The organism is Dolomitihabitans soli, assembly GCF_022213955.1.
GTDB lineage: Bacteria > Actinomycetota > Actinomycetes > Streptosporangiales > Streptosporangiaceae > Streptosporangium_A > Streptosporangium_A soli.
Window position 1 is genome coordinate 1 of the sequence record NZ_JAKNTW010000014.1, and the last position, 24,881, is coordinate 24,881.

Sequence of the window (24,881 nt, forward strand, 5' to 3'; positions counted from 1 at the left end):
AACCCGATCATGTCCGCGATGACGGATGCGGTGCAGCAGGTCAACCGGGCGGAGGAGGTGGCCGCGCTGATGCGGCTGCGCGATCGGCTCCTGATCCTTGGGGTGCGGGCGGAGCTGCGGGACAACAACACCGCGCTGCGGATTGAGCCGGATGCGGGGATGCCGGTGTGGGTGTTCGTCGGGTACGGCGGCGCCTTCTTCTCCTGGCAGGCGGCGGAGAAGCGGCACCCCGTGGCCGATGTGGAGGGCGCGGCGAAGGTCCTGGCCGACTACCTCGGCCGATAGATCGGAAGCAGCTCTAGAAAGATCAAAGGCCAGGTCGGAAAAGTATCCCTGACCTGGCTTTTCCTCGTTGGAGCGGGTGACGGAATCGAACCCGCGCTGTCAGCTTGGGAATTGCACCGATCATGGCTTGTCGAGGTGCTGAGCTGGGCGTTCGGCTGGACGGGAGTGTCTGTGGTTGACCACTCGTTACCCTGCCTAATTGCACGCTAATTGCACGGCGATCACGAGGACCGCACCTCATCAGAGTGCTCAAGGAACTCCTCGACCAGGCGGAAGAGCGTCTCGATGGCAACCGGTTCCAACTCTGGGGAAAGAGGGCTGTGCGACTTGCCGCCTACAGGCTCTACAAACCACAGGACAAGCGCGGACCACGCGAGACTGCTCCCATAGCCGGTGCGGTCGACAAGCCACTCTCGGAAGCCCTTGAGCATGCGGTCCCCTGACGCGGCGTCGCAGCCAGTGAGGAAGGCAACGACACTCGGATAGGTCAGGGGCGACATGATGTACATGCCTGGAACCCGCCGGAAGACCTTGAAGATTGCCCGATAGTCCGGCGGCGCTTCCTCACACACCCTGTCGCCCTTTCTGAAGCTCATTGATCATCGTGGCACGGCGTGCGACGCTGGCGCACCTACGCGCCTCCCGCCTGATCATCCGGTCTGCTCGGCTGAACTGCAACTGTCCACCCTTGGTTCATGAGTCTGACCAGCTCCCGGACTGCGCCTCGTGCGTTGGTGTCCTGTTCCGCGATCGCCTGTAGGGTCTCGGCGGCCTGTTCCACTCGTTGGACAATGGCCGGGATGAGGTCGACTGTTTGTCCGGCAGGGTCCATGTACGACTCGAAACCCGGTTCGGGTTGGAAGCATCCCCACCAGTCGAGAAGGATGCTGAGGGCGATGTCCCTGGGCGGGCCGGTGCGATCGCTGATAATGCCCAGCAACACGTCGGTACCTGTTACGGCGGCCGGGTAAAGGGTCCCCGCATGGTCGTTTCCGACCGCAGACCGTACGCCGGCACCTTGGTCGGTGTCGCTGTGGATGGCCTTTGCCAGGTCGGCGAAGGCTGCAGTGACGGTTTCGGGCTGGTACCACCTCGGGCCTGGAATCGCGGCCCATTCCACGGCTAGGGGATCCACATGGGTCAGCGTACGAGGCCATACGGTCCCTGCGGAGGGCTTGGAGTAAGCCGTGGCGTACGGTGAGCACCCCGAAACTCGGTGGGACGGGGCTGAGGAACGAAGCCTTGGACCTTCGATCGTCCCCAGCCACCCATGGCGTGGCCACAGACGGGCGATCGCAGTGCAGTCAGGGCCGCGATGATCTATCAGCACGCCGTACGCGGGGCCGACCAAGCGATCACGGACGCGATCAACAAGCAGCTTGAAGATCGTGATGGCGATGAGGATGACGGCACGGCGGGTGTGCTCGCGCCGGTGAGCTGATCAAGAGCTAATGGCCTGTTAATGGCCCGCAGAGATCAACTAGCCCATACAAGATCAAAGCCCAGGTTCCGAAACCATCGGATGACCTGGGCTTTCGTCGGTGGAGCGGGTGACGGGAATCGAACCCGCGCTGTCAGCTTGGGAAGCTGATGTTCTGCCATTGAACTACACCCGCGTGCGGTGAGCCGCGTAGACCACTGTAGCGGAAACCACGAGTGATGGGTGACTCCCTGACGGGGGCGGAGAACACGGTAAGTTGCCTCACGTGCTGCTTTCCGATCGTGACATTCTGCTGGAGATCAAGGCTGGAAGGGTCGGGCTTGATCCCTTCGATCCGGTGATGATCCAACCGTCGAGTGTCGACGTACGGCTCGACCGGTTCTTCAGGGTGTTCGAGAACCACAAGTACCCTCACATCGATCCGGCGGTGGAGCAGCCTGATCTGACGCGGCTGGTGGAGCCGGAGAAGGATGAGCCGTTCATCCTGCATCCGGGGGAGTTCGTGCTGGCCAGCACCCTTGAGCTGATCAGCTTGCCGGATGACATCGCGTCGCGGCTGGAGGGGAAGTCGAGCCTGGGCAGGCTCGGTTTGCTCACGCACTCGACGGCGGGGTTCATCGATCCGGGGTTCAGCGGGCACGTGACGCTTGAGCTGTCGAACGTCGCCACGCTGCCGATCAAGTTGTGGCCGGGGATGAAGATCGGGCAGTTGTGCATGTTCCGGTTGAGTTCGCCGGCCGAGCATCCGTACGGGTCGGCGAAGTACGGCTCGCGCTACCAGGGTCAGCGGGGGCCGACGCCGTCGCGGTCGTTCCTCAACTTCCACCGCACCGTGATCTAGATCAAGGGGGTGACATGTCAAGCGAAAGGTGCGATCTGGCATCCTCCCCTCAAACGCCATCACTCACAGCCATAAGATGCCCAAGACGAGCAAAGCGGGCACTGTCTGTGATGCTGTCAATCTGTGCCCGACGGTGTCAGGGATCACACCGAGGGTAGCCAGAACAACAAGAGCGGGTGACTTGGGGGTGTGTGGGCCATGAAGTTCGCATTTCCGCTGGTAACCCGTACCCTTCTCTGCGGACCATCCCCGCACATCTGGAGAACGACGTGCGCCTGCGTCTCACGCCTCGTGAGGACAGCTACTACGACTTGTTCGCGGACTCCGCCAACAACCTCGTCACCGCGTCCCGTCTGCTAGTCGAGATCATCAGCGATGGGTCAGACCGGGAGGCCCTCGCCGACAAGATGCGCGCCTGCGAACATGCGGGCGACGAGCGCACTCATGCGATCATGAAACGCCTCAACGAGAGCTTCATCACGCCCTTCGACCGCGAGGACATCTACCGTCTCGCCTCGAATCTCGACGACGTGATGGACTATATGGAGGCCGCCGCCGACCTCATCGTCCTGTACCAGATCGACCATCTTCCCAAAGAGGTCATCAGGCAGGTCGAGGTTCTCGAACGCGGAGCCGAACTGACCGCCGAGGCCATGCCCCGGCTGCGTTCGATGCGCAACCTCAACGAGTACTGGATCGAGATCAATCGGCTGGAGAACCAGGCCGACCAGGTCTACCGGCGACTGCTCGCCAAGCTCTTCGGCGGGGAGTACGACGCGTTGACCGTGCTGAAGATGAAGGAGGTCATCGATCAGCTGGAGATGGCCGCCGACGCCTTCGAGAGCGTGGCCAACACGATCGAGTCGATCGCGGTCAAGGAAAGCTAGGTGGAACTCGCACTTGTCATCGGCGTCATCGTCGTGGCGCTGGTGTTCGACTACACCAACGGTTTCCACGACGCCGCGAACGCGATCGCGACGTCGGTGTCCACTCGTGCCCTGACACCCAGGGCCGCGCTCTTCATGGCCGCCGCCATGAACTTCCTGGGCGCGCATCTCGGTGTCGCGGTCGCGCAGACGGTGGGCACGGGCATCATCGATCCGCCCTCGGGCCCCCACGGCCTGGTGATCGTGGGCTCCGGCCTGATCGGCGCGATCGTCTGGAACCTCATCACCTGGTACTTCGGGCTGCCGTCCTCCAGCAGCCACGCCCTGATCGGGGGCCTCATCGGCGCGGCCCTCTCGGCGTCGGCCCTGGTCCACTGGGACGGGGTCCTGGAGAAGGTCGTCCTTCCGATGATCTTGTCTCCGCTCGTCGGGTTCTCGCTGGGCGCGATCATCATGATAGCGATCTTCTGGATCTTCCGCCGGTCCCAGCCAGGCAAGATCAACCGTGGTTTCCGCTACTCCCAGACCATCTCCGCCGCCGCCATGGCGCTCGGGCACGGCCTCCAGGACGCGCAGAAGACCATGGGTGTGATCTTCCTGGCCCTGGTGGTGGGCGGTTACGCCGAGCAGGGCGACCCCATCCCCCAGTGGGTCATCATCTCCGCCGCGGCGGCGATCTCACTGGGCACCTACGCGGGTGGCTGGCGCATCATGCGCACCCTCGGCAGGCGCATCATCGCCCTCGACCCGCCCCAGGGCTTCGCCGCGGAGACCGCCGCCGCGACCGTCCTGTACGGCGCGGCCATGGGTTTCGGCGCGCCGATCTCCACCACGCACACCATCACCAGCGCGATCATGGGGGTGGGCGCGACGAAGCGCCTGTCGGCCGTGCGCTGGGGCGTCGCGGGCAACATCATCACGGCCTGGGTTCTCACGATCCCGGCGGCGGCGCTGGTCGCGTCGTTGTCGTACTTCGCCATGCACTGGCTGCTGGAGTAGCGCTCAGGGGCGGCGATACATCACATCGGTGTCCCAGCGGGTGAAACCGAGGGACTCGTACAGCCGGATCGCCGCCGTGTTGGCCTCGTCCACGTAGAGCATCACCTGGGCGAGGCCACGCGTGCGCAGATGGCAGAGCCCGGCCAGGGTCAGCGCCCTGCCCAGGCCGGAGCCCTGCTGCGAGGGGTCCACACCGACCACGTAGACCTCGCCGATGGGCGGGTGCCCGTGTCCGCCGTCGCCGTGGACCTTCGTCCAGTGGAAGCCGACGGGACGGTCGCCGCGGACCGCGACGAAGAAGCCCTCGGGGTCGAACCACGGCTCCTGCTCGCGGCGCTTGAGGTCGTCGATGGTCCAGCCACCCTGCTCGGGGTGGTGGGCGAAGGCGCGGGCGTTCAACCCGATCCACGCCTCCTCGTCGGCGCCCGGCTCGAAGGCGCGCAGCCGTACGTCCTCGGGGAGTTCGTAGGGCGGGATGGGGGCGAACAGCGAGCGGCGCATCTGCCACAGCGAGCGGGCCCGTTCGAAGCCCGTCGCGGCGGCCAGCCGTTCCGCGGCCGTGTGGTCGCCGTGGGCCCACAGGCGCAGGCGACCGTGGTTCCGGTCCAGTACGGCGCGCAGCAGGGTGGCTCCGTGGCCGTGGCGGCGGTGGTCGGGATGGACGACCAGTTCGCCGCTCGGTCCCTCGACGACGTCGGTGGGATCGATGTGGGCGTAGCCGGCGAGCGTGTCACCGACGTACAGCAGTCCCGCGCGCGCCTGGTCGTCACCGCCGTAGCGCAGGTGCAGCATCACGTGCTCATTGAGCGGCCGGACACCGTCGGCCTCGGTCGCCGCCTCCACGATCGCCAGGACCCCGGCCACCTCGTCGTCGCTCAACCGGCCCTTGTACTCCACGCGCACGTTCATGGCCAAAGCCTAGGTCCACTGGCAAAAGACGCCATCTTCCAGGTGGAGGAATCGTTACCTGTGGGACGTTCGCCGCACAGATCACCGGTCTAGCGTCTGGGGTCATGACGCCACGATCCAAGCTGCGCCTAGGTGTCGCCGGTATGACTGCGGCGACGTTCCTGCTCCTCGCGGCAGGCCCCCCGGCGGTGGCCGCCCCGGCCGCCAGCAAGCCGGCTAAACCCGCCAAAACGGTCCCGGTGCGCCTTATCGCCATCAACGACTTCCACGGCAACCTCGAACCGCCGACCGGGTCGGGTGGTCGCATCGTCAACGAGGCCGGCCAGACGGTCGACGCCGGCGGAGCCGCCTTCATGGCCACCCACCTGAAGGCGATGGCCGACGAGAACACCACGGTCGTCGCCGCGGGCGACCTGATCGGCGGCACCCCGCTGATCTCGGCCGCCTACCACGACGAGCCCACCGTGGAACTCCTCGGCAAGCTCGGCCTCGACGTCTCCTCGGTCGGCAACCACGAGTTCGACGAGGGGTACGGCGAGCTGCTCCGGATCATGAAGGGCGGCTGCCACAAGGTGGACGGCTGCTCGCCCGCCGGGCGGTGGCGCGGTGCCGAATACGACTACCTCGGCGCGAACGTCCGCTTCAAGAAGGCGCCCGAACTGCCGGCGCTCGCCCCGTTCTCGATCAAGAAGGTCAACGGCGTCAAGGTCGGCTTCATCGGCCTGGTCACCAAGACGACGCCGTCGATCGTGACCGCGGAGGGCATCAAGGACCTGACGTTCGTCGACGAGATCGAGGCCGCCAACCGCTCGTCGCGGGCGCTCCGGCTGCTCGGCGTGAAGGCCCAGGTCGTCCTCGTCCACGAGGGCGACCAGATCGCCACCGGCCAGAGCCCCGACGCCTGCCCCGTGATCGCCGGCGCGGGCAGCCGGATCGTCCAGGGGGTCAGCGCCGACATCGACATGGTCGTCATGGGCCACTCCCACCAGGCGTACGTCTGCAAGACCAAGGACCCGGCCGGCCAGGACCGCTACGTCAGCCAGGGATCCTCCTTCGGCCGCGTGCTGACCCAGCTCGACTTCCAGGTCGACAAGCAGACCAAGGACGTCGTCCGGTCCTCGGTGGCCGTCGACAACCACGTGGTCACCCGCGACGTGCCCGCCGATCCCGAGATCGGCACGTTCGTGCAGACCTGGAAGGATCGGGTCGCCGAGGTCGCCAACCGCCAGGTCGGGTCCATCACGGCCGACCTGACCCGGCAGGCGGCGCCGTCCGGCGAGTCGCCGCTGGGCAACCTGATCGCCGACGCCCAGCTTGAGGCCACCAAGACGGGCGGCAACGCCGAGGTCGCGCTGATGAACCCCGGCGGCGTGCGCGCCGACCTGACGTTCGCCCCCGACGGCGTGGTGACGTACGGCGAGACGTTCACGGTGCAGCCGTTCAACAATCTCATGCAGGTCGTCACCCTGACCGGGGCGCAGCTCGACGCGCTGCTGGAGCAGCAGTATCAGGTGAACCGCGTCCTGCAGCCGTCGGCGTCGCTGACCTACACCGTCAGTTCGTCGGCCGCCGTGGGCTCGAAGGTCTCCGACATCAAGATCAACGGGACCGCCGTCACCGAGACCCAGGCGGTCCGGGTCGCGGCGAACAACTTCCTGGTCGGCGGTGGCGACGGCTTCTCCGTCTTCACCCAGGGCACCGACCTGTGGAGCGGCCCGCTCGACATCGACGCCCTCGTCTCCTACTTCGGAGCCCACTCCCCGGCGGCCCCGCCCGCCGTGGACCGGGTCACCGTCGTCCCCTGAGACGACGGTTACCAAGCAGGCTAGTGGTGGGCGGGCTCGCGCTCCTCGGAGTGCTGCTCGCCGCCACGGTCGGGAACAAAGCGGTAACCGACGTTACGGACGGTGCCGATCAGGGATTCGTGCTCCGCGCCGAGCTTGGCGCGCAGCCGCCGGACGTGCACGTCGACGGTGCGGGTGCCGCCGAAGTAGTCGTATCCCCAGACCTCCTGCAGCAGCTGGGCGCGGGTGAAGACCCTGCCCGGATGCTGCGCGAGGTATTTGAGCAGCTCGAACTCCTTGAAGGTCAGGTCGAGGGCCCGGCCGCGCAGCCGCGCGGTGTAGGTCGCCTCGTCGATCGACAGGTCGCCGCTGCGGATCTCGTCGGGGACCTCGTCGTTCGCCGCCAGCGACAGTTTGCCGACGGCCATGCGCAGGCGCGCCTCGACCTCGGCGGGGCCGGCGCTGTCGAGGATAACGTCGTCGATTCCCCACTCGGCCGTCAGGCCGGCGAGGCCACCTTCAGTGACGATCACCACGAGTGGACAGTCGATGCCGGTGGTGCGCAGCAGCCGGCACAGGCTTTTGGCCTGGACGAGCTCGCGCCGCGCGTCGACGAGCACGGCGTCCGCCGGTGGCGCGTCGATCAGTGCCGACGCCTCCGCGGGGGCGACGCGCACCGAGTGCAGCAGCAGCCCGAGGGCTGGGAGCACTTCGGCCGACGGTTCCAAAGCGTTGGTGAGCAGGAGCAGGTTGCTCACGAGGCTCGGCCTCCTTCCCGTGCCATGGCGGCGATGGGCCGCACAAACACGTAAGGACCCGGGGGCTACATTGCCCAGGTCCCGTTAGGTGAGGATATCCCACGAGGGTTCGGAGTCCACTACGCGTCCACCTGGTGAACGGCGGCGCACGAGCGACATTGGCGTTAAGCGGGGCGCACAATGGTCCTTAATCGACTGTGAGATAGGAAGAAGCGCTGATGGCGACGGGAACGATCCGCTATTGGGCCGCGGCGAAGGACGCCGCCGGGCTCGCCGAGGAGCCTTTCGATGCGGCCACACTTGGCGAATTAATGACGAAAATCACAGAAAATCGGGACAAACTAGCGAGCGTGGTCCGGAGATCGTCATTTCTTGTCGACGGCGATCCCGTCGGCAAACGCGACCATGATCAGATCGTCCTGGGCGAGGGGGCCACGGTGGAGGTGCTCCCGCCCTTCGCTGGCGGCTGATCTCCGGCTTCCGTAGGGTTCAGGCGAGCGGAGACACATAACAGAGCACCCTGAGGGCACTGCGATGATCTAGATCGAGGGATGACCCGGACCGAGGAGCGAACAACACGATGCGCAAGCTGATCGTATTTCTGATCCTGGTGGGCGCGCTCCTCGTGGTCTTGGACAGGGTGGCCGTCACGGGCGTGCAGAGCGAGATCGCCAAGCAGGTCGCCGCTCGCTACGACCTGGAACGGGAGCCCACGGTGGCCATCGAGGGCATCCCGTTCCTCACCCAGGCCGTCGCCGGCCGATACGACGAGATCAAGGTCGACATGGGCGCGCTGACCAGCAAGGGCGTGTCACTCTCCGACGTCGACGCCACCCTGTACGGCGTGACCGCCCCGCTGTCCGACCTCGTGCAGAACGCCGCGACGACCGAGATCATGGCCGAACGGGTCGTCGGCACGGTCGTCATCCCGCGCAAGGTCATCGAACAGCGGGCGCCCCGCGGGATCAAGGTCGACGGCGACGGCGACTCGCTGCGGGTCTCCGGCGCGATCACGGTGCGGGGGGTGAAGGTGCCGGTCGAGGCGAACATGAAGGTCCAGACGGTCGACGGCGGGGTGAAGCTCGTGCCGGAGAAGGTGATCGTCGCCGGCGGCATCCCGGTGCCCACGAACGCCGCCCGCTCGCTGACCTACACGATCCCGGTCGACAATCTGCCGCTCAATCTGAAGGTGACCGCCGTCAAGAGCGTGCCGGACGGCCTCCAGGTGACCGGTGAGGCGAAAGATGTCCCGCTCAGAGGATGAACCGGACCGCTCCGCCGTACGTCGTGAGGGTGTGAGTCCAGCAGGAACCGCCGACGAGGAACTTGTCAGAGCCCTCTTCGACGAGCACGGCGGGCCACTCTACGGTTACGTGTTGCGACTGACCGGTGACCCGGGACGAGCGGAGGATGTCGTGCAGGAGACGCTGCTGCGGGCCTGGCGGAATCCCGGCGCCGTCTCCGGACGTCCCGTGCGCGCGTGGCTGTTCACGGTGGCCCGTAATCTCGTCGTCGACCAGCACCGGGCGCGTAAGTCACGTCCGCCGGAGACGGGCGACGAGGCGCTCGCCGTACTTCCGGCCGACGATGAGCTGGACCGGGCGGTGGAGTCGTGGGCGGTGGCCGACGCGCTCGGCGCGCTCCGGCCCGAGCACCGCGACGTGTTGATGGAGGTCTACTACCGGGGGCGATCGGTGAAGGAGGCGGCACAGGAGCTCGGCATCCCGGCCGGGACCGTCAAGTCCCGCACCTACTACGCGCTGCGGGCGCTCAAGCTGGCGCTGGAGGAGCGGGGGCTCGCGCCATGATGACGTGTGACGAGATTCGGATGTCGCTGGGCGTGTACGCGCTCGGCGCCCTGGAGCGGGACGAGGCCGCGGCCGTCGAGGCGCATCTCGCGGAGTGCGACGCCTGCCGGGCGGAGTACGACGAGTTCGCCGGGGTGACCGTTTTCCTGGGGAAGGCGTCGGAGGAGGACGTTTTGCAGGCGGCGAGCCCGCCGCAGGTCGTACTCGACCGGCTGCTCAACGCCAAGGCCAAGAGGCGGCACCGGACGAAGATCATGTTTGCTATCGCAGCCTCGGCGGCGGTCGTCGTCGCGGGAGGGGCGGTCGTCTCGGAGATCACCACCACGTCCGACTCGGGGTCCACCACCGCCTCCGCGCCGGAGCGGGCAAACCAGAAGGCCGACCAGCCGAAGACCCTGATGGACGAGGGCTACAGCGAACAGAGGGCACTGCCCAGCCCGAAGCCCAGCAGATCGGAGTCGGCCGTCACGTCGCGCGCCGAACCCGACCTGAAGGCCAGCGAGAGCGTGCCGGGCAAGGCCAGGGCGCGCGTGGAGCTGACCGCCGGCGACAACGGCAGCAGCGTCACGATCGCCCTTTCGGGCGTCCGCACCGGCACCCGGTGCAGCCTGGTCGTCGTCGGCAACGACGGCACCAGGGACACCGCCGCGAGCTGGCTGGTCTCCGCCGCCCAGTACGGCAAGACGTCGTACACCCAGGGCAGCACCAGCATGGCCCCCGACCAGGTCGCCAAGTTCGAGATCGTCACCGCCGACGGCAAGCTGCTGCTCACCATCCCGGTCAAGCGCTGAGGCGTGGTCTGGGGCTGAGGCGCGGTCTGGCGTCGGCTCGCGGCTGGGCGCGCCGGGGTTCGTGGGCGGGTACCGAAGAGGGATTCGGGCGTCGAGGGAAGAAGGCGGCGGGTTCCGTGGTTCCACCCCACGATGACAGGTTGGTGGGTACTGCTCGGCGCTCTGGCACTGGGCACGATGATCGGGGTGGTACGGCTGCGCCGCGACGGAAGGTTGCGCGAAAAGCCCGATGACCGGCTCTCCGCGGACGACATCGGCGGGGAACTGGGCCGACGCGCCACCCTGGTGCAGTTCTCGACCGCGTTCTGCCAGCCGTGCCGGGCGACCAGGCGGATCCTGACCGAGATCGCCGGGATGGTGCCCGGGGTGACCCATGTCGAGATCGACGCGGAGTCACGGCTGGATCTGGTGCGCTCCCTCAACGTGCTCCGGACGCCCACCGTGCTGGTGCTCGACGCGTCGGGCGGCGTCGTGAAACGCGGCACTGGCCTGCCCCGCAAGGCCGATGTGATCGCCGCGCTGGGCACCGCCGTCGAGCCGCCACGCCTGACCCTCCCGAAAGAGACATCTACTGAAGACCGTGATGGGATGTGACAGACGACGAGGCGAAGGGTAGTGTCGTGAGCGTGAATCCCAGGACAGAGCTGCTGACGAAGCGGCGCGCGGTTGATTTCTGCCGCGTCGCCACCGCGCTCTGTCCCGCTTCCTGAGGGCGATCTCGCGCGGCTTCGCCGCCGCATCTTCGACACCCTTCTCAGGAGCATCCCGCGATGCAGGTTGATCCACGAGCCATTCGTTTCGCCGCGGCGGTCACGTCCGTCATTCTGGCACTGGTCCTGGTGACGGGCAGTGCCTGGTTGCTGGCCGTACAGGCCGGGCTCTTCCTCTTCGGGGCCGCGGGGCTCTCGCCGTACAAGCCGATCTTCAAAAGGCTTGTCACGAGCCCGCCGAAGGAGTTGGAGGACGCCGGTCCGCCGCGTTTCGCGCAGGGGGTCGGCCTGGCCTTCGCGCTCGTGGGGCTGGTCGGATTCCTCGCGCAGATCATGCCGCTCGCGCTCGGCGCGACGGCCCTCGCCCTGGTCGCCGCCTTTCTCAACGCCGCCTTCGGCTTCTGCCTCGGCTGCGAGACGTATCTCCTAGTCCGCCGTCTACTGCCCGCCGCAACCCGATAATCCGGAGGATTTCCATGAGCCGTTCCGCCTCTCTGGTGGACGCCGACTGGGTCGACGCCAACCTCGACACCGCAGGTGTGGTCCTCGTCGAGGTCGACGAGGACACCAGCGCGTACAACAAGGGCCACATCCGTGGCGCAGTGAAGATCGATTGGAAGACCGACCTGCAGGACCCGGTCCGCCGTGACTTCGTGGACAAGGCGGGCTTCGAGGCCCTGCTGTCGGCGCGGGGCATCGGCAACGACGACACCGTGGTGCTCTACGGCGGCAACAACAACTGGTTCGCCGCCTACGCCTACTGGTACTTCAAGCTGTACGGCCACCAGGACGTCAAGCTCCTCGACGGTGGCCGCAAGAAGTGGGAGCTCGACTCCCGTGAGCTGGTCACCGACGTGGTCGAGCGCCCGGCGACGACCTACGTGGCCAAGGAGCAGGACTCCTCGATCCGCGCCTTCCGCGACGACGCCGTCAACGCCATCGGCAAGCTCAACCTGGTCGACGTGCGCTCGCCCGACGAGTTCACCGGCAAGCTGCTCGCCCCGGCCCACCTGCCCCAGGAGCAGGCGCAGCGCGCCGGCCACGTGCCGACCGCCCGCAACATCCCGTGGTCCAAGGCGGCCAACGACGACGGCACCTTCAAGTCCGACGGCGACCTCAAGACCCTGTACGGCGAGGCCGGCGTCGACTTCGGCAAGGACACGATCGCCTACTGCCGCATCGGCGAGCGTTCCGCGCACACCTGGTTCGTGCTGCACGAGATCCTCGACCAGGCCAACGTGAAGAACTACGACGGTTCATGGACCGAGTACGGCTCGCTCGTGGGCGTGCCGATCGAGCTGGGAGAGGCCCGCTGATGACTGCCGCTGACGGTTGCGCCGCACCGGAACAGACCGCCGAACTGCCCGCCGGGATCGACCTGGCCACCCAGGCCGTGATCCAGGGCGTGGTGTCCGGCACCTCCACCGCCTACGCCCGTCTCCTCGACGGCACGGGCGAGTTCACCGGCGAGGTGGTGGTGTCCGACGAGGGCATCTTCCGCTTCTTCGCCGCACCGGGTGACTGGACCGTCCGCATCATCGCGGGCGGCGGCGTCACCAAGGACATCCCCGTCCAGGCCAAGCTGGGCGAGGTCGCCCAGCTCCAGGTCGCCGTCTGACACGACCCTTCGAAGACCGGCATCCCCACCCGGGGGTGCCGGTCTTTCAGTTGGTACGGACCTTGAAGGCCGGGATCACCTTCTGAAGCGTGTCGAAGTCGGCGTCGCGATGGACCAGCGTCGCCTCCGTGCGCAGGGCGACCGCCGCGATCAGGCAGTCGAGCATCTTCCTGACCGTGTAGCCCCTGTTCCTGGCCACGCGATAGAGCCGGGCGGCATGCCGGTAGTCGGTGTGCGCGTCCACCGAGAGCAACGGCAACCCGTCGACCAGGCGCTCCAGCTTGATCAGCTCACTCTGATCCGTGGTCCCGGCCAGGATCTCCATCGCGACCGGCTCCGTGATGCCCACGGGCTCGCCGTCGGTCAGCAGCCGGCGCACGAGCAGGTTGGTCGGCGAGCCGGTCTTGCGGAAGTACTCGATCCACGCGGAGGAGTCGATCAGATACATACTGTGACCCTAGTCGCGAACCTGGTCCGAGACCTTGCTTCCGCGCATCTCGTCCAGGTCACCCTCCCATCCGACGCCTTCCAGGTCGAGCAGAAACTCCTTGGTCAGCGGCGGTCCGACAAGGCGCCGGAGGGCGAGGTCCACGGCGTCCTTCTTGGTTTTGAGGCAGTACTTCTTCATGGCGGCCTGTACGAGTTCGTCATCGAGGTCGATGTTGGTGCGGCTCATACACCTAACGTACACCTCCAGTGGGCTGACGTGGAGGGAGTGCCTGCGGGACTGGCCTGCAGGGATGGGCTGTTATCGGTACGATTCGCATGATGTCTGGTACGTCTGGCTTGGCCGCCCCTCCCCGTCCTGTCCCCACGCGTGGCAGGGGACGAGGTGTGCCTTCACCCTTTTCCCTGCCGCTGCACGCGTTCCGGCTCCTCGCGACCTGCGGGGTCGGCCTGGTGGCGTGGTTCGCGGCGGGCCAGGTTGCCCGCTACGCGTTGCTGTACATCGGCACGGAGGTCTCCCACGGTGACTACAGGCAGGTCCGCCTGGTCATCACCATGTTGCTCTTCACGCTCGTCGTGGCGACCGCACTCGTCACCACCGTGGGGATGCTGCACACCCTGCGCGGGGCGCTGACCGAGATCCGGGCCCGCCGTGCGGAGGACAGCGGTGACGAGCGGCTGCTGGTGGCCCTCGACCGGGTCGCCCCCGCGTTCGCGGTCATCTACCTCACGTGGGGATTCTTCTCCGAGGACGCCCGGGCCTTCGTCCAACTCGACACCATGCACAACGGCGGCGAGTATATTGCCGCCCCGCTGCGCGGCGAGACGGCGACCGTCGGCAGAGGGCTCATCGACCTGGACATCACCATGTCCATCGGCGTCATGATCGTCGCCTGGGTGGTGCGGCTGATCTTCAGTCGCCGCTACGACAACGGTCAGGGCCGCTTCTCCGGCGCCATCGCCGCCTTCGCCGAGCTCGCGTTCGCCTTCTACGGCCTGAACGCCACGTTCGAGGTCGCCAGCGAGCGCTCCGACTGGATGTACCACCGCTCGGCCGTAGCCGGCACCAGGGACATGATCCTCCAGGCCGAGGAGAAGATCCCCGGCTGGGCGCCCTTCTGGGGCTGGGTCGGCGAGGTCTGGCCGTACGTCGTGCAGGCCATGGTCCTTCCGCTGACCTGGCTGGCCGTGGCCATCCTGGTCTTCGGCGCCGACATCAACGACACCCGCGCGGCCATCAGGGGCACCCGCGTGGAGCGGGCGGCCGAGCGACTCAACCAGACGCACAACCTCACCCGTACCTCGGTCAGCAAGCTCACCGGCGGTCTCCAGGAGCGCTGGATCCCGATCTTCCACGCCATCCGGCTCACCGTCCGGGGCGGTGCGCCCCTGTTCGGCATGTTCTGCCTCTGCTACGTGGTGCTGAACATCGTGATCGAGTACGGCGTGCGCCTGCTGCGGAACCTCATCGGGTCGGGGGAGCCGCACATGTGGCTCATCTATGACTCCCCCGTGTCGCTGATCAGTCAGCTCATCCTGACGGTGCTCACCATGTGCCTGCTGGGCGCCACCTTCGACATCGCCTCGACCCGGGCCAGGGCGCTCGGCGTCAAGGACGACGCCTGAGTCACCGCTCGAACGTCAGCACGTCGTAGGTATTCTCGTCGGTTTCCTTGAACAGATCCTCGACCGGCTGGTCACGGCGATAGGTGCTCGGGCGAAGGTGCAGCCGCACCTGGTCGGCCACGGCGATCGGCACGATGCTGATGACGTTGTACTGGTAGCTCTGGCCGATCTTTCCGTCGGCGGTTTCGAGCGGCACGTTGTTGTCGAGCACGGAGGCCATCCAGGTGCGGCCGTCATCGTGCTTCAACTGGAACTCGGGGTCGCCGCTGCGCAGCAGCCCTTCGTGGTCGAGCGCGGTCCGGTTCACGGTGATCTTCAGCCAGGTACGGCCGGGGCCCGCCGGACGGGCGCCCTTGGGGGGCTCCATCCGCTCGATGGCGGCCTTCCAGGAGACGTGCATGAACGACAACGCCTGGCCCGCCGGCACGGTGTGGATGATGTCGGCCGGCTGGCTGACCCGCATGGTGAGGTAGCCGTCGATCGTCGGCGCGGCCACGGCTACGGCGAGGAGACCCGCGGCCAGGGCGATCCGGAGACCTGTCCTGCGCGGGCGTGCCTTCTCGGGCGCGGGCGCCTCGGGAGCGGGCTGCGGCGGCTCCGGCCGGTTGGCGGGCGGCGGAGCGACGCCGCTGACAGCCGGGAACGGCTGAGTCGAGCCGTCCTCGTCCAGCTCGATCGGCGCGGCCTGCCGTGGTGGCCAGACCTGCTGATCCGGCCGGATGCCACGCGGGACGTCCGGGGGAGGGCCCGTCCACATCGCCTGCGGCACGGGCGCCTGATGACGGCCGGGAGCAGGCGGGCGCGGCTGGGGCGGCGCCTGCTGAGGCTGCTGGGCTCCCTGACGGCGCGGCCTGGGTGATCGAGGCTGGGGCTGCGCCGGCCGGGGAACCGGGTTGGAAGCCGGCGACGGCGGCCCAGCCCGCGGGGGGGCCTGCGGGGGTGGCTGGTTGGGAGCCTGCGGGGCCGGCCGGGCAGGTGGCCCTTGCGGAGCTGGTGGCCCCTGCGGGGTCGGTGGCGCGGTCGGCCAGGCTGGTGGCCCCTGCGGAGTTGAAGGCCCCTGCGGCGGCTGGGGCGACGCCTGCGGAGGTTGTGGAGCCGTCCGACGCCGACGTGGCGCTGGTGCCTGGCGCGCGGGTGCCGGTGGCGTGGCCTCTCGGGGCGGTGCCGGTGGCGGAGGGGCCTGTCGGGGCGGTGGCGGTGGCGTGGCCTCTTGGGGAGGTGCCGGTGGTGGGGCTGACTCGGCTTCAGCGGGTGGCGGGGAGAACCAGTCGCGATCGTCGCGCTGGTCTTGCGGGTTCTGCCGGTTTCCGTCCATAGGTCAGTTACGTGCCAACTCGTAGGTGTCCTTGGCGGTGGCGACCAGATTCTTGGCCGCCGCGTCGTCGAGCCCCAAGTCGATCTCGGCCTGGGGCGGGAAGGGCTCGCTCAAAGGCGGAAAGGTGACGATGAGCCTCGATCCCGCCAGGACGTCGGCCGGCACCTCGAAGACATAGACGCCCTTCGCCCACCAGCCGGGCTGCACCCACGGATAGCTCAGCGTGTAAGAGGAGTCGACCTTGTCGGTGGCGGCGAACTTCTGATCCCTGCCAGTGAGCAGGGTGCCCTGAACGTGAATCGGGTCGCGCGGCACGGTCGCCGAGGCGCTCACGATGAGGAAGAGATGATCGGACGTAATCTTCTCGCCGTCTTGCCTCGCGCCCTTGATCTGGATCGAACGAGCCGCCGTCACCGAGTCGACCCGGGCGGAGAAGCGAGTGGCGTCCACATTTTCTTTGAGGGCCCCGGAGTAGGAGAGCGGTTCACCCCGCTCCGCAAGGGTCGGCACGTAGTGCTGGGCACCCACAGCCGCGGCGGCGAGGGCGAGCCCTATTACCGCGCCGTACAGCCGACCGGCCCGCCGGCGGGTGGATTTGCCGCGCGTCTTCCGGCGGCCGGTCTCCTGGGCAGGGGGAGTGGCGGTGACCATCAGGCTCCCTCCTTGCGCACGGGAAGTGTGACCTTGGCCACCGTGACCGGAATGTATTTGTCGTTGACTTCCTTGGAGAGCAACTGCCATTTGGAGGAAGGATCGTTGAAGCCGGCGACGTACTCGTGCCCGCCCACGTCGAGCGTCAGCTTCTCGGGAACCTCGGCGTTCAGCTCGAGCTGGTAGCGGACCACGACGGTGCTGGTGATGCCCGGATGCAGCTGCTTGCTCCGCACGCCGCGATCGAACACGAACGTGTCCGCGCCGTACTTCCCCTTGACGGGAGGCGTGGTCCGCAACACCGAGTTGGCGAACGCGCTCCAGACGGAGGGGCGGGCCGGATCGGATGGGCCCCCCACCACGTCCGTGTCCTGACCGAGGTTGATGACCTTGAACTCCAGGTCGAGGAACCGCTTGTCGTCGACGTACTCGGAGTCGGAAGGCGTCACGTAGGACTTCGCGCCGACGAACTGGGTGCGATACAGGCCCTGGTCGAGGAACTGACCCGCGCCCAATTGCTTTGGCGGCGGGTCCGGCACCTGGTCGAGTCCTCCCAGTACGGCCGTCGCCCCCATGCCTGTGGCAAGTAGGACAGCGACGACCGGCACCAGGACCGGGCGCTTCTTTCGGCTGCCGCCGCCGGGAGGAGACGTCATAACCAAGCATGGTAGTGGTGCCGGTGCGCGTCTTCGCTGTCATGCCACCCGCCAACCGCCACGCCCTACCCCATCCCGCAGCTCACCACCGCCACCGGAGCGCTCGGTACGAACCGACGAGCCCGGTGTGAGCGGACCCACGCGTGAGTGCCAAGGACAGCTCAGCCAAGCCCATTGAGGACGGCCCACGTTCTGGGGATGACGAGCACATGCGCGCTGACGGCTTCGGCGACGACAACAGGATTCGCTGGTAACTCTGGCTTGCAACCACTCTGGGCAGACCCGCCGAACCGCGGGCGGATGAGAGGCTCAGCTCAGTAGCCTGTCGTTGTGAATCATGTGGAGCGTGCCGCCGGCGCGGTCGTCGGCTCGGCTGTGGGCGACGCGCTGGGTGCCCCTTTCGAATTCGGTCCGGCGGGTGCGTTCTCCGCCCGCTTTCCGATACCTGGTGCCGGCGACGAGATGCGTGGGGGCGGTGGCTGGGACGCCGGGGAGGCCACCGACGATACACAGATGGCTGTTCATATCGCTGAATCGCTGCTGGAGCGCGGCGGCTTGGACCTGCCGGATATCTTCGCTCGCTTCCAGAGGTGGGCGGCCGATGAGCCGAAGGACATCGGACTGCAGACGCAGGACGTCTTGGCCCGCGGTCTGCCCTGGGATCAGGCCGCCGCCGCCCACTACCGGAGCAGCCACCGAGCGGCCGGCAACGGTTCACTGATGCGGGCCGCCCCCTCCGCGGTGCACTTCGCCGGCCATGGGCGGCAAGGCACCATGGACGCCGCTCGCCGGATCGCCGCCCTTACCCACGGCGACCCTGCGGCCTGGGAAGGCACCGCGATCTTTCACGACCTGGTGCGTGTCGCCCTGGACGGCGCCGACCCCTTGAATGCCCTCTCGCAGACCCTCGCCGCCGTGCATCCTGACCACCGTGAGCGCTACGCCACCATCCTGGACGCGCACTGGCATCCCAGCCAGGCCACCGAGTTCAACGGCGCCGTCTGGCCGTGCCTCGGCTCAGCCGTATGGGCCCTTCGCACCACCCGCAGCTACGAGGACGCGATCCGTACCGCGATCGACCTGGGCGGCGACACTGACACCGTCGCCGCGGTCACCGGCGGCCTGGCCGGGGCCGTTTACGGCTTGGCCGCGATTCCGGCCCGCTGGACAGAGCCTTTGCATGTTCCGCTACCCGGAAGCGGTGGCCGAACCCTACACATGCCCCACCTGCTCAAGCTCGCTCGTGACCTGGTGGAACGGGCTTCCTTACCGGGCGACGACTTCGACTGACGGAACCCGTGGTGTGTCCACGGAACTTTGGCAATTAACGTACTAATTGCGGAGGTGGCCTCAGGCGTGCCGGTCAGCTGCGTTCGGCTCCGTTTGGCCAGATGATGTCGACGGGCAGGCGGAGGGACTTGGCGTGGGTGACCACGTCGGCGGTGCCGCCTCGTCCACCCGAGGGCTTGCCGTCCCATACGGTGACCAGGCGTTCGGCGGCGTCGAAGAGGGCCGAGTTGGCCGCCTCGTAGGCATCTCTGCTCGCTTCCGGGAACGGCATGTAGCGAACCTTCGCCGCCCGCTCAACCAGATGGTCGAAAGCCGTGAGGTTATCCGGTTTCACCTTCCGATCCCGGTAATCGGCGGAGGGGATGATCACTTCCAGCCGTCCGCCGAGATCGAGTACGACCTGGGCGAAGATCTGGTCGGCGCCGGCCGCGATGCAGCTCACCCCGACGAGCCCATTCTCGGCATAAGGGGCCAGCAACGTGCGCAGCGCGTCATGCACCAGCGAAACGGTGCCGGGTGTCAGGTTCATATGGCCGCTGACAGCGATGCGCACCAAGAGTTTCTCCTGACAGCCTATGAGGTGAGATACGAGCGTATGTGGTCGCGCAGGTCCCGAACGGCAGGCTCCCGCATATGCGGCACGGTCTTCCTGTACAGATCGTTGACCTGGACTCGCACGCGGTCGGACTGGGTCCGCTGGGCCACCTCCATGGCCCGCCGCCCGGCCAGAACACCCTGCTCCAACTCGCTGCAAATGAAATACGCCTCGGCGAGACCGGCCTGGTCGAGCGCATAACTGCGCATGCTGTTGGGACGCCGCAAGGCCAACGCCCGCTCAATACGGCTCCGCGCCTCGGGCGCGTGGACGGGATCCTGTTCGGCGAGTTCCAGTAAACGCCCACCGGTGACGCCCGAGAGTTCGGCTTCATCGAAGTATCGGATCCATGCGGGATCCTCGGCCCGACGGCCGTGGCCGAACTCCTCTTCTGCTCTGCCCGTGGCCCTCCTGAAGGACTGGATTCTGCCGAGCTTGGCGTAGGCCCAGGCTTCCCGGGTGTGCAGCATGGCTCGAATCCTGGGAGTGGCGCGGCCACGCACTCCGTCCTGCGCGAGGCGGATCAGTTCGAGCGCGTCGTCGGGACGGTCGAGACAGAGCAGTTGCCGGGCCATGGAAGCGAGGATGTTGGCACCCCAGCAGGGATCTTCAGCCTCCTTGGCGGCCCGCAACGCGAGCATGTAGTACTTCTGGGCTTTCGCCTGCTCGCCGCTGTCCCAGGTCATCATCGCGGCGGTCTGGGAGAGCTGCGACATGACGTGGAAGAGCCGTCGGGAAATGTGCGCGGGATGCGAGTCGCGTAACAGGTCGGCGACCTCGTTGAGCTGCCCGAGGACTGCCTTACGCCGGAGGCCGCCGCCGTACTGGTCGTCCCAGGATCGGAACATCTCGGCGGCGTGCTCGATGCGCTCGACCTCTTCGGTGCCGACGGCGCTTCGCGGCCCCTTCTCGGGCGGCACACGCTCCGGGGACAACCAGTTCTCCACTGACTCGATCAGCGGCGTCCCCACCAGCAGCGTGGCGATCGTCTTGGTCGCGTCGCGTCGATCGAGCACGAGATCCCTCCGCGTGAAGAGGCTGATCGCTTCCACGGTACGCGAGGGAGTCCAGCTCGCGGAGACTTTCACGACCCGGCTGGCGGAGGCCTGCTCCCATGGCCGGTCGGCGAGCCGGAGCAGGTGCCCCGGGATGCCGAGACCATCACTGATCCTCTCGAACAGCTCGAATCCGGCGACTCTCCGAGTGGCCGTCATGTACTCATGGACGCGCCCGGCACTGAGCCCCGCCGCGCCGGCGATGGCCCGCACGCTCACCCCGCGGCTGTGGATCAGCCGCAGAACGGTCTGCATGTCATGGGTACGGCAGGCATCGCGCATACGTGGATCACCAAGGAGCACGGCGACGACCTCGCGTGGGTCTCCACCCGGTGTCCTCATGCCGATGCCCTCCGGTCAGCGCGCGAAGTGCACGGTCTGTGATCGCCCGCTCACAGCCGATGTTCTCACTTGGGAGCCCCATCCGGGAGCCGATTCCGTGCCTCGCACTCGCGATCCTGTTGCCGGATCCACCAAGCGGGCCACGTGCCGTCTCGGTGACCGATCGCCACGGGCAGGCCACCGGTTCAGCGGGCGACGACCGGTAGCCAGAACATCGGGAGGTACGGCTTGGCCTCGCAGAGACTCGATGCCTGTCGCGGCAGGACCCACGTCACGGTGCACGAACTTCCACCAGGCGAAGTCGCACGCCGTGCCCGAGAACTGATCCGTGAGGCGCCCACGGGTCCGGGCCTGCGAGATGCCCCCATTTCAGGCCCGGACCCGCCATCCCTCGCGCGGGATCGGCGGCGAGACGCTGCTGACGCGTCCCGATCCAGATAGTTCAGGAGAAATGGTGGGGGGATACGACACGCCATCCAACCCATGCCAGGTCAGCTGGGGGCCGGATTGGCGCTGGGCAGATCACGTTCGCTGGAGGTGCGCCGGGTGCCCAGCAGCGTCACCGCGATACTCGCGACGAAGGTCACGGTGGTGAGGGAGGTCTGGGTGAGAAGTGCGGGGACGTACCAAACCGGGCCGGTGCCGAGGACGTCGGCGACGTCCTCATAGACGCCGTTGTCGAAAGGCGTGAAGACCGACGCCATCAGCAGGAGGAGCAGGAAGGGCGCCGTGAGTATCCCCAGCCCGGCCGGCAGGAGGTGAGCACGTCCGGCGTGGCGCCCACACCAGGCCAGCGCCCACATGATCACGCCGGCGACCGCGAACAGCGTCGCGTACCACCAGGCGGCCTCGGTGGTCATGGCGAAGTAGCCCTGCTCGACCGTCGCGACCTTGATTCCCGAGATGCGGTACGCCTGGTCGATCGCCGCGAAGCCGAGCACCGTGATGATCGGTCCGGCGAGCGGCACGTGGCCGAGGAGCAGCGCCGCGCCCCTGGGCGCCGTCCAGTCGCGCAGCCGCGCCGCGGCCAGCCTGGCCACCGTGAAGGCGGTCACCGCGTACGCCATCGCCGCCGCGCCCAGCACCGCGAAGCGCACCGGGATGTACCAGTCGGGGGTCGACGAATCGATGATTAACTCGGCGTCTGACGACGAGACGTACTCGTAGAGGGCACCGCCGTACTCCCAGCGCGACACGATCACCAGCGCCACCAGGTACACCGGGGTGAGCGTGTTGGTGAGGAACAAGCCGGCAGCCGTGGACCGGTGCGTACCGCGCCGCAGGCCGATGGTCGCGAATGCGTACAGGGGCGCGACGGCCAGGAAGAAGATCGCGAATGGGAGGGTCCCCGTTGTGCCGCTTTCGGCGAACCGTTGCAGTTCCTCCTGTGCGGACGCGTCGAGCCACATGTTGTCTTCCGCGCGAAGTTCACGGAAGAGTTGCAGGATGTCGCTTTGTGTCGCACCGAGCGCCACGTGATCCATCACGATGATGATCAGTCCCAGGGCTGCGGCCTGGATCGGAAGCGAGAACGTCCCGGCGGCACCGCGAGCACTTTCGGCGGACATGATCGGATGCTGTCAACCGAGCGATAAGGATCTCGTAAGGCTCGCACGCGGTTGGCCATCTAGGGCGAGTAGCGCCGGCCCGCTGGTCCAGCGTGATCGGGGCGCTGGGTTGCTGATGCGCCTGGGCCGACGGGCGTGAACCGAAGAAGTGCTCCAGCGATCCAGTGGTAACGGCGACCGGCCACCCTGCCACAGTGCCATGAACCCATAGAGCGTCACCGCCTGCGGCGAGTAGCGCCGGCCTGGCGTGCCGTACGGACAGGCGGGCATTCCGGCCACCCTGTCCACAGCGCCATGAACCCGCAGAGCGTCACTGCCTACGGCGAGTAGCGCCGGCCTGGCGTGCCGTACTTCCGCGGTGGCTTGGTTGAGGAGGCTGGTGGGGGCCGCAGGGGGGGTGGGGTAGGGGTGGCGGGGAAATACGGTTGATTGGGGGGAACCGTGCCCCAAAGGTGGGCGGCCTTTATACGCTGTCACGTGAGGCGACGATAGGCGGCCGGAGGTCCCCGTGGCGGACGTGCATCCAGAGCACGCGCAGCTCCAGGCGGACCGAATCTACCTGGGCTGGCAATACGTCCTGCTCCATCCTGATCCCGGTCCGCCCCCGCGTCGGCCGTCGCCGATGGAGGGGGCCGGGCCGGTCGAGGCGGTCGATCCCGAGTGGGTCCGTAAGGAGCGGCTGCAGGAGGATCTGCTCAACCGTCCGGTGAAGATCTTTCGCACGTTCATGCTGGTGCTGGCCCTGCTCATTCTCGGCCTTGGCGTCAGCGAGCTGCTGAGCTGGTCGTTCGCGGCGATCGGGCTGGTGGCGGCGGGCGGGGTCGCGGCGATCTGCAGCTATGCGATCCACCAGGGCGACCGGGCGGTGCGTTACCGCGTCCAGGAGCACCAGGCCAAGCATGATCGGCAGCGGGAGGAGCGGGAGCACGAGCTGTTCCAGGCGCAGGAGGAGCACGCACGGCGCTACCGGGAGTGGCAGGAGAAGAAGGACCGTTTCGACCGCCAGGTCACGTGGTACTCCGTGGCCGTGCCCGACGACATCGACCGGATCGACGTGGCCGGCGGCACCCTGCCGGGCTGGTCGGCGCTGATCACGCTGATCGGCGCGACCCGCCTGTACAGCGGCGGGCACCTGACCGTGCTCGACCTGTCGGAGGCCGCCATCGCCAAGGACCTGATCGAGCTGGCGAAGCGGGGCGGCGACGATCCGCTGGTCTGGGTGCTCCCCGTCGACCTGCCGCGGCTAGACCTGGGCGCGACGCTGGCCCCCGAGGCGTTCGCGGACGTGCTCGCGCATGTGGTCAGCGTCAGTGAGGAGCAGCGCACGACCCGGGATCTGTCGTTCGACAACGCGATCCTGGAGCGGGTGCTGGAGGTCCTGGGCGAGAACGCGACGATCAACCAGGTGACCGCCGCGCTGCGGGCGCTGGCCCAGGTCGGCGATCCCCGTGACGACCTGCGCTTCGGTTTGATCACCGCGACCCAGCTCGAACGCATCGGCACGCTGTTCGGGCGCGGGGTGAGCGACCGGGTGGTGATCGAGCGGGCGTGGGCGATGGAGTCGCAGCTCCGCAAGCTGGAGACGCTGGGCAGCGAGGCCGTACGGCTGCCGCCGGCGCGGCTCCGGGTGGTCAGCATGGACCGCCAGTCGGGGGTCTTCGGCAATCGGGTGCTCGGCACCTACGTCACGACCGCCCTCACCCACATCCTGCGCCAGTCGCCCGCCTCCGACCGGCCGTGGTACCACACGATCATCGTCGCGGGGGCCGACAAGCTGCGCGGCGACGTGCTCGACCGGCTGATGGACGCGTGTGAGACGTCCAGGACCGGTCTGGTGCTGACCTACCGGAGTCTCACCCCGGCGGTCAGGGAGCGGCTCGGCAGGGGGCACGCCGCGGTGGCGTTCATGCGGCTGGGCAACGCCGAGGACGCGCGGGTGGCCAGCGAGCACGTCGGCACCGAGCACCGGCTGGAGCTGGCCCACCTCACCGAGACCATCGGAGCCGCGGTAGACGGGCTCGACACCGCCTACACTTCCACCGTGGTGGATCATGAGCAGGGCGAGGGCGAGGAGCGCGAGACCGTCCCGCCCGACCTCCTGGAGGACATCACCGCCTCCACCGAGTGGGGCCGCGCGGCGACCAAGGCGATGGGGGAGACCGAGCGGGTGCTGCACCGGTCGAGGGAGTTCCTCGTCGAGCCGCACCGGCTCCAGCAGCTCCCGACCACCTCGGTGATCGTGACCGACGCGACCACCGAGGGCAGACGGGTACGGCTGGCCGACGCAAACCCGGCGATCCTCACCTTCCCCAAGACCACGCTGGGCGAGCTCGAAGACGTCAGGGAGGCGCTGTTGCGGGTCCCCGAGCAGCCGCAGGGCCCCGACATCGAGGTGCAGGAGGAGCCCGACGATCCGATCCCGCCCAACCTGGGGCCGCCGCCCGCGAGGCTCGACTGGCGCAAGCGCCGGTAAGAGAATCGCCAAAGTGCACGTGGCAGCTTGAT

Annotated in this window: 30 protein-coding genes and 1 tRNA gene; 18 read left to right on the forward strand and 13 right to left on the reverse strand. The window is 67.6% G+C overall.

Translation table 11 applies throughout. From position 1 onward, the window contains the following. A partial coding sequence (locus MBA17_RS27050) for a hypothetical protein (RefSeq protein WP_238499406.1) occupies window positions 1-285 on the forward strand: 285 nt, incomplete at its 5' end. A gap of 221 nt (window positions 286-506) precedes the next feature. Here the strand turns inward: MBA17_RS27050 and MBA17_RS27055 are convergent. Beyond that, on the reverse strand, window positions 507-881 hold the full coding sequence (locus MBA17_RS27055) for a hypothetical protein (RefSeq protein WP_238499407.1): 375 nt from the start codon (window positions 879-881) through the stop codon (window positions 507-509). A gap of 35 nt (window positions 882-916) precedes the next feature. Then, window positions 917-1,420, reverse strand: coding sequence for a hypothetical protein (locus MBA17_RS27060; protein ID WP_238499408.1), 504 nt, complete (start codon window positions 1,418-1,420; stop codon window positions 917-919). Between the two features lie 135 nt (window positions 1,421-1,555). On the opposite strand from MBA17_RS27060, the gene MBA17_RS27065 reads away from it, so the two are divergent. Continuing rightward, window positions 1,556-1,726: a hypothetical protein gene (locus tag MBA17_RS27065; protein WP_238499409.1), complete on the forward strand. Its 171-nt coding sequence runs from the start codon at window positions 1,556-1,558 to the stop codon at window positions 1,724-1,726. 101 nt (window positions 1,727-1,827) lie between these two features. Here the strand turns inward: MBA17_RS27065 and MBA17_RS27070 are convergent. After that, window positions 1,828-1,901, reverse strand: a tRNA-Gly gene (locus tag MBA17_RS27070). Window positions 1,902-1,991: 90 nt separating this feature from the next. On the opposite strand from MBA17_RS27070, the gene dcd reads away from it, so the two are divergent. The 3 genes from dcd (at window position 1,992) to MBA17_RS27085 (ending at window position 4,453) form a co-directional block, all read left to right on the forward strand. Further along, window positions 1,992-2,567: a dCTP deaminase gene (gene dcd / locus MBA17_RS27075; RefSeq protein WP_238499410.1), complete on the forward strand. Its 576-nt coding sequence runs from the start codon at window positions 1,992-1,994 to the stop codon at window positions 2,565-2,567. 269 nt (window positions 2,568-2,836) lie between these two features. Beyond that, window positions 2,837-3,454 (forward strand): DUF47 domain-containing protein, encoded by a 618-nt coding sequence (locus tag MBA17_RS27080; RefSeq protein ID WP_238499411.1) that lies wholly within the window; start codon window positions 2,837-2,839, stop codon window positions 3,452-3,454. Further along, a complete protein-coding gene (locus MBA17_RS27085) occupies window positions 3,455-4,453 on the forward strand; it encodes an inorganic phosphate transporter (protein ID WP_238499412.1) in 999 nt (332 codons plus the stop codon). A 3-nt stretch (window positions 4,454-4,456) separates the two neighbouring features. Here the strand turns inward: MBA17_RS27085 and mshD are convergent, their stop codons facing one another. Continuing rightward, entirely contained in the window at window positions 4,457-5,362 is a 906-nt protein-coding gene (gene mshD, locus MBA17_RS27090) for a mycothiol synthase (RefSeq protein ID WP_238499413.1), read from the reverse strand. Window positions 5,363-5,466: 104 nt separating this feature from the next. Here mshD and MBA17_RS27095 point away from each other — a divergent pair, with 104 nt between their 5' ends. Continuing rightward, window positions 5,467-7,167: a bifunctional metallophosphatase/5'-nucleotidase gene (locus MBA17_RS27095; protein ID WP_238499414.1), complete on the forward strand. Its 1,701-nt coding sequence runs from the start codon at window positions 5,467-5,469 to the stop codon at window positions 7,165-7,167. A gap of 20 nt (window positions 7,168-7,187) precedes the next feature. On the opposite strand, the gene MBA17_RS27100 is transcribed toward MBA17_RS27095, so the two are convergent. After that, complete coding sequence (locus tag MBA17_RS27100) at window positions 7,188-7,904, reverse strand: winged helix-turn-helix transcriptional regulator (protein ID WP_238499415.1); 717 nt, start codon at window positions 7,902-7,904, stop codon at window positions 7,188-7,190. A 218-nt stretch (window positions 7,905-8,122) separates the two neighbouring features. Between MBA17_RS27100 and MBA17_RS27105 the strand changes: the two genes are divergently transcribed. The 9 genes from MBA17_RS27105 to MBA17_RS27140 all read left to right on the forward strand — a co-directional run bounded on the left by MBA17_RS27105 (window position 8,123) and on the right by MBA17_RS27140 (window position 12,831). Then, entirely contained in the window at window positions 8,123-8,374 is a 252-nt protein-coding gene (locus tag MBA17_RS27105) for a MoaD/ThiS family protein (RefSeq protein WP_238499416.1), read from the forward strand. Window positions 8,375-8,484: 110 nt separating this feature from the next. Further along, on the forward strand, window positions 8,485-9,168 hold the full coding sequence (locus tag MBA17_RS27110; protein ID WP_238499417.1) for an LmeA family phospholipid-binding protein: 684 nt from the start codon (window positions 8,485-8,487) through the stop codon (window positions 9,166-9,168). 31 nt (window positions 9,169-9,199) lie between these two features. After that, the gene (locus MBA17_RS27115; RefSeq protein WP_455432865.1) at window positions 9,200-9,712 is read left to right on the forward strand and encodes a sigma-70 family RNA polymerase sigma factor; all 513 of its coding nucleotides are present in this window, start codon (window positions 9,200-9,202) and stop codon (window positions 9,710-9,712) included. Continuing rightward, window positions 9,709-10,503 (forward strand): anti-sigma factor family protein, encoded by a 795-nt coding sequence (locus tag MBA17_RS27120; protein WP_238499419.1) that lies wholly within the window; start codon window positions 9,709-9,711, stop codon window positions 10,501-10,503. Before MBA17_RS27115 ends, MBA17_RS27120 begins: the two co-directional genes overlap by 4 nt. A 132-nt stretch (window positions 10,504-10,635) precedes the next feature. After that, entirely contained in the window at window positions 10,636-11,097 is a 462-nt protein-coding gene (locus MBA17_RS27125) for a thioredoxin family protein (protein ID WP_238499420.1), read from the forward strand. A gap of 32 nt (window positions 11,098-11,129) precedes the next feature. Then, window positions 11,130-11,213, forward strand: coding sequence for a putative leader peptide (locus MBA17_RS50580; protein ID WP_455432867.1), 84 nt, complete (start codon window positions 11,130-11,132; stop codon window positions 11,211-11,213). Window positions 11,214-11,273: 60 nt separating this feature from the next. Next, entirely contained in the window at window positions 11,274-11,675 is a 402-nt protein-coding gene (locus MBA17_RS27130; protein WP_238499421.1) for a DUF4395 domain-containing protein, read from the forward strand. A 14-nt stretch (window positions 11,676-11,689) separates the two neighbouring features. Continuing rightward, window positions 11,690-12,529 (forward strand): sulfurtransferase, encoded by an 840-nt coding sequence (locus MBA17_RS27135; RefSeq protein WP_238499422.1) that lies wholly within the window; start codon window positions 11,690-11,692, stop codon window positions 12,527-12,529. After that, window positions 12,529-12,831 carry a DUF1416 domain-containing protein gene (locus MBA17_RS27140; RefSeq protein ID WP_238499423.1) on the forward strand — a complete coding sequence of 101 codons (303 nt, stop codon included), beginning with the start codon at window positions 12,529-12,531 and terminating at the stop codon, window positions 12,829-12,831. The genes MBA17_RS27135 and MBA17_RS27140 overlap by 1 nt, the downstream gene beginning before the upstream one ends. Window positions 12,832-12,877: 46 nt before the next feature. Here MBA17_RS27140 and vapC read toward each other — a convergent pair whose 3' ends face one another. Both vapC and MBA17_RS27150 read right to left on the reverse strand, forming a co-directional pair. Then, a complete protein-coding gene (vapC, locus tag MBA17_RS27145; RefSeq protein ID WP_238499424.1) occupies window positions 12,878-13,279 on the reverse strand; it encodes a type II toxin-antitoxin system VapC family toxin in 402 nt (133 codons plus the stop codon). A 9-nt stretch (window positions 13,280-13,288) separates the two neighbouring features. Continuing rightward, on the reverse strand, window positions 13,289-13,507 hold the full coding sequence (locus tag MBA17_RS27150) for a type II toxin-antitoxin system VapB family antitoxin (protein ID WP_238499425.1): 219 nt from the start codon (window positions 13,505-13,507) through the stop codon (window positions 13,289-13,291). A gap of 158 nt (window positions 13,508-13,665) precedes the next feature. Between MBA17_RS27150 and MBA17_RS27155 the strand changes: the two genes are divergently transcribed. Beyond that, on the forward strand, window positions 13,666-14,904 hold the full coding sequence (locus tag MBA17_RS27155; protein WP_238499426.1) for a hypothetical protein: 1,239 nt from the start codon (window positions 13,666-13,668) through the stop codon (window positions 14,902-14,904). A 1-nt stretch (window position 14,905) separates the two neighbouring features. On the opposite strand, the gene MBA17_RS27160 is transcribed toward MBA17_RS27155, so the two are convergent. The 3 genes from MBA17_RS27160 to MBA17_RS27170 form a co-directional block, all read right to left on the reverse strand. Further along, a complete protein-coding gene (locus MBA17_RS27160; RefSeq protein WP_238499427.1) occupies window positions 14,906-15,673 on the reverse strand; it encodes a hypothetical protein in 768 nt (255 codons plus the stop codon). 549 nt (window positions 15,674-16,222) lie between these two features. After that, window positions 16,223-16,870 (reverse strand): hypothetical protein, encoded by a 648-nt coding sequence (locus MBA17_RS27165; protein ID WP_238499428.1) that lies wholly within the window; start codon window positions 16,868-16,870, stop codon window positions 16,223-16,225. Further along, window positions 16,870-17,526, reverse strand: a complete 657-nt coding sequence (locus MBA17_RS27170; protein ID WP_238499429.1) for a hypothetical protein — start codon at window positions 17,524-17,526, stop codon at window positions 16,870-16,872. Before MBA17_RS27170 ends, MBA17_RS27165 begins: the two co-directional genes overlap by 1 nt. A 330-nt stretch (window positions 17,527-17,856) precedes the next feature. Here MBA17_RS27170 and MBA17_RS27175 point away from each other — a divergent pair, with 330 nt between their 5' ends. Then, window positions 17,857-18,816, forward strand: coding sequence for an ADP-ribosylglycohydrolase family protein (locus MBA17_RS27175; RefSeq protein WP_238499430.1), 960 nt, complete (start codon window positions 17,857-17,859; stop codon window positions 18,814-18,816). Between the two features lie 73 nt (window positions 18,817-18,889). On the opposite strand, the gene MBA17_RS27180 is transcribed toward MBA17_RS27175, so the two are convergent. From MBA17_RS27180 to MBA17_RS27190, 3 genes are all read right to left on the reverse strand, one after another. Beyond that, window positions 18,890-19,369, reverse strand: coding sequence for a hypothetical protein (locus MBA17_RS27180; RefSeq protein WP_455432866.1), 480 nt, complete (start codon window positions 19,367-19,369; stop codon window positions 18,890-18,892). 20 nt (window positions 19,370-19,389) lie between these two features. Beyond that, entirely contained in the window at window positions 19,390-20,679 is a 1,290-nt protein-coding gene (locus tag MBA17_RS27185) for an NsdA family TPR-like regulatory protein (protein ID WP_238499432.1), read from the reverse strand. 620 nt (window positions 20,680-21,299) lie between these two features. Then, on the reverse strand, window positions 21,300-22,376 hold the full coding sequence (locus MBA17_RS27190; protein ID WP_238499433.1) for a hypothetical protein: 1,077 nt from the start codon (window positions 22,374-22,376) through the stop codon (window positions 21,300-21,302). A 508-nt stretch (window positions 22,377-22,884) separates the two neighbouring features. Between MBA17_RS27190 and MBA17_RS27195 the strand changes: the two genes are divergently transcribed. Then, window positions 22,885-24,849 carry a hypothetical protein gene (locus MBA17_RS27195; protein ID WP_238499434.1) on the forward strand — a complete coding sequence of 655 codons (1,965 nt, stop codon included), beginning with the start codon at window positions 22,885-22,887 and terminating at the stop codon, window positions 24,847-24,849. Window positions 24,850-24,881 lie beyond the last annotated feature (32 nt).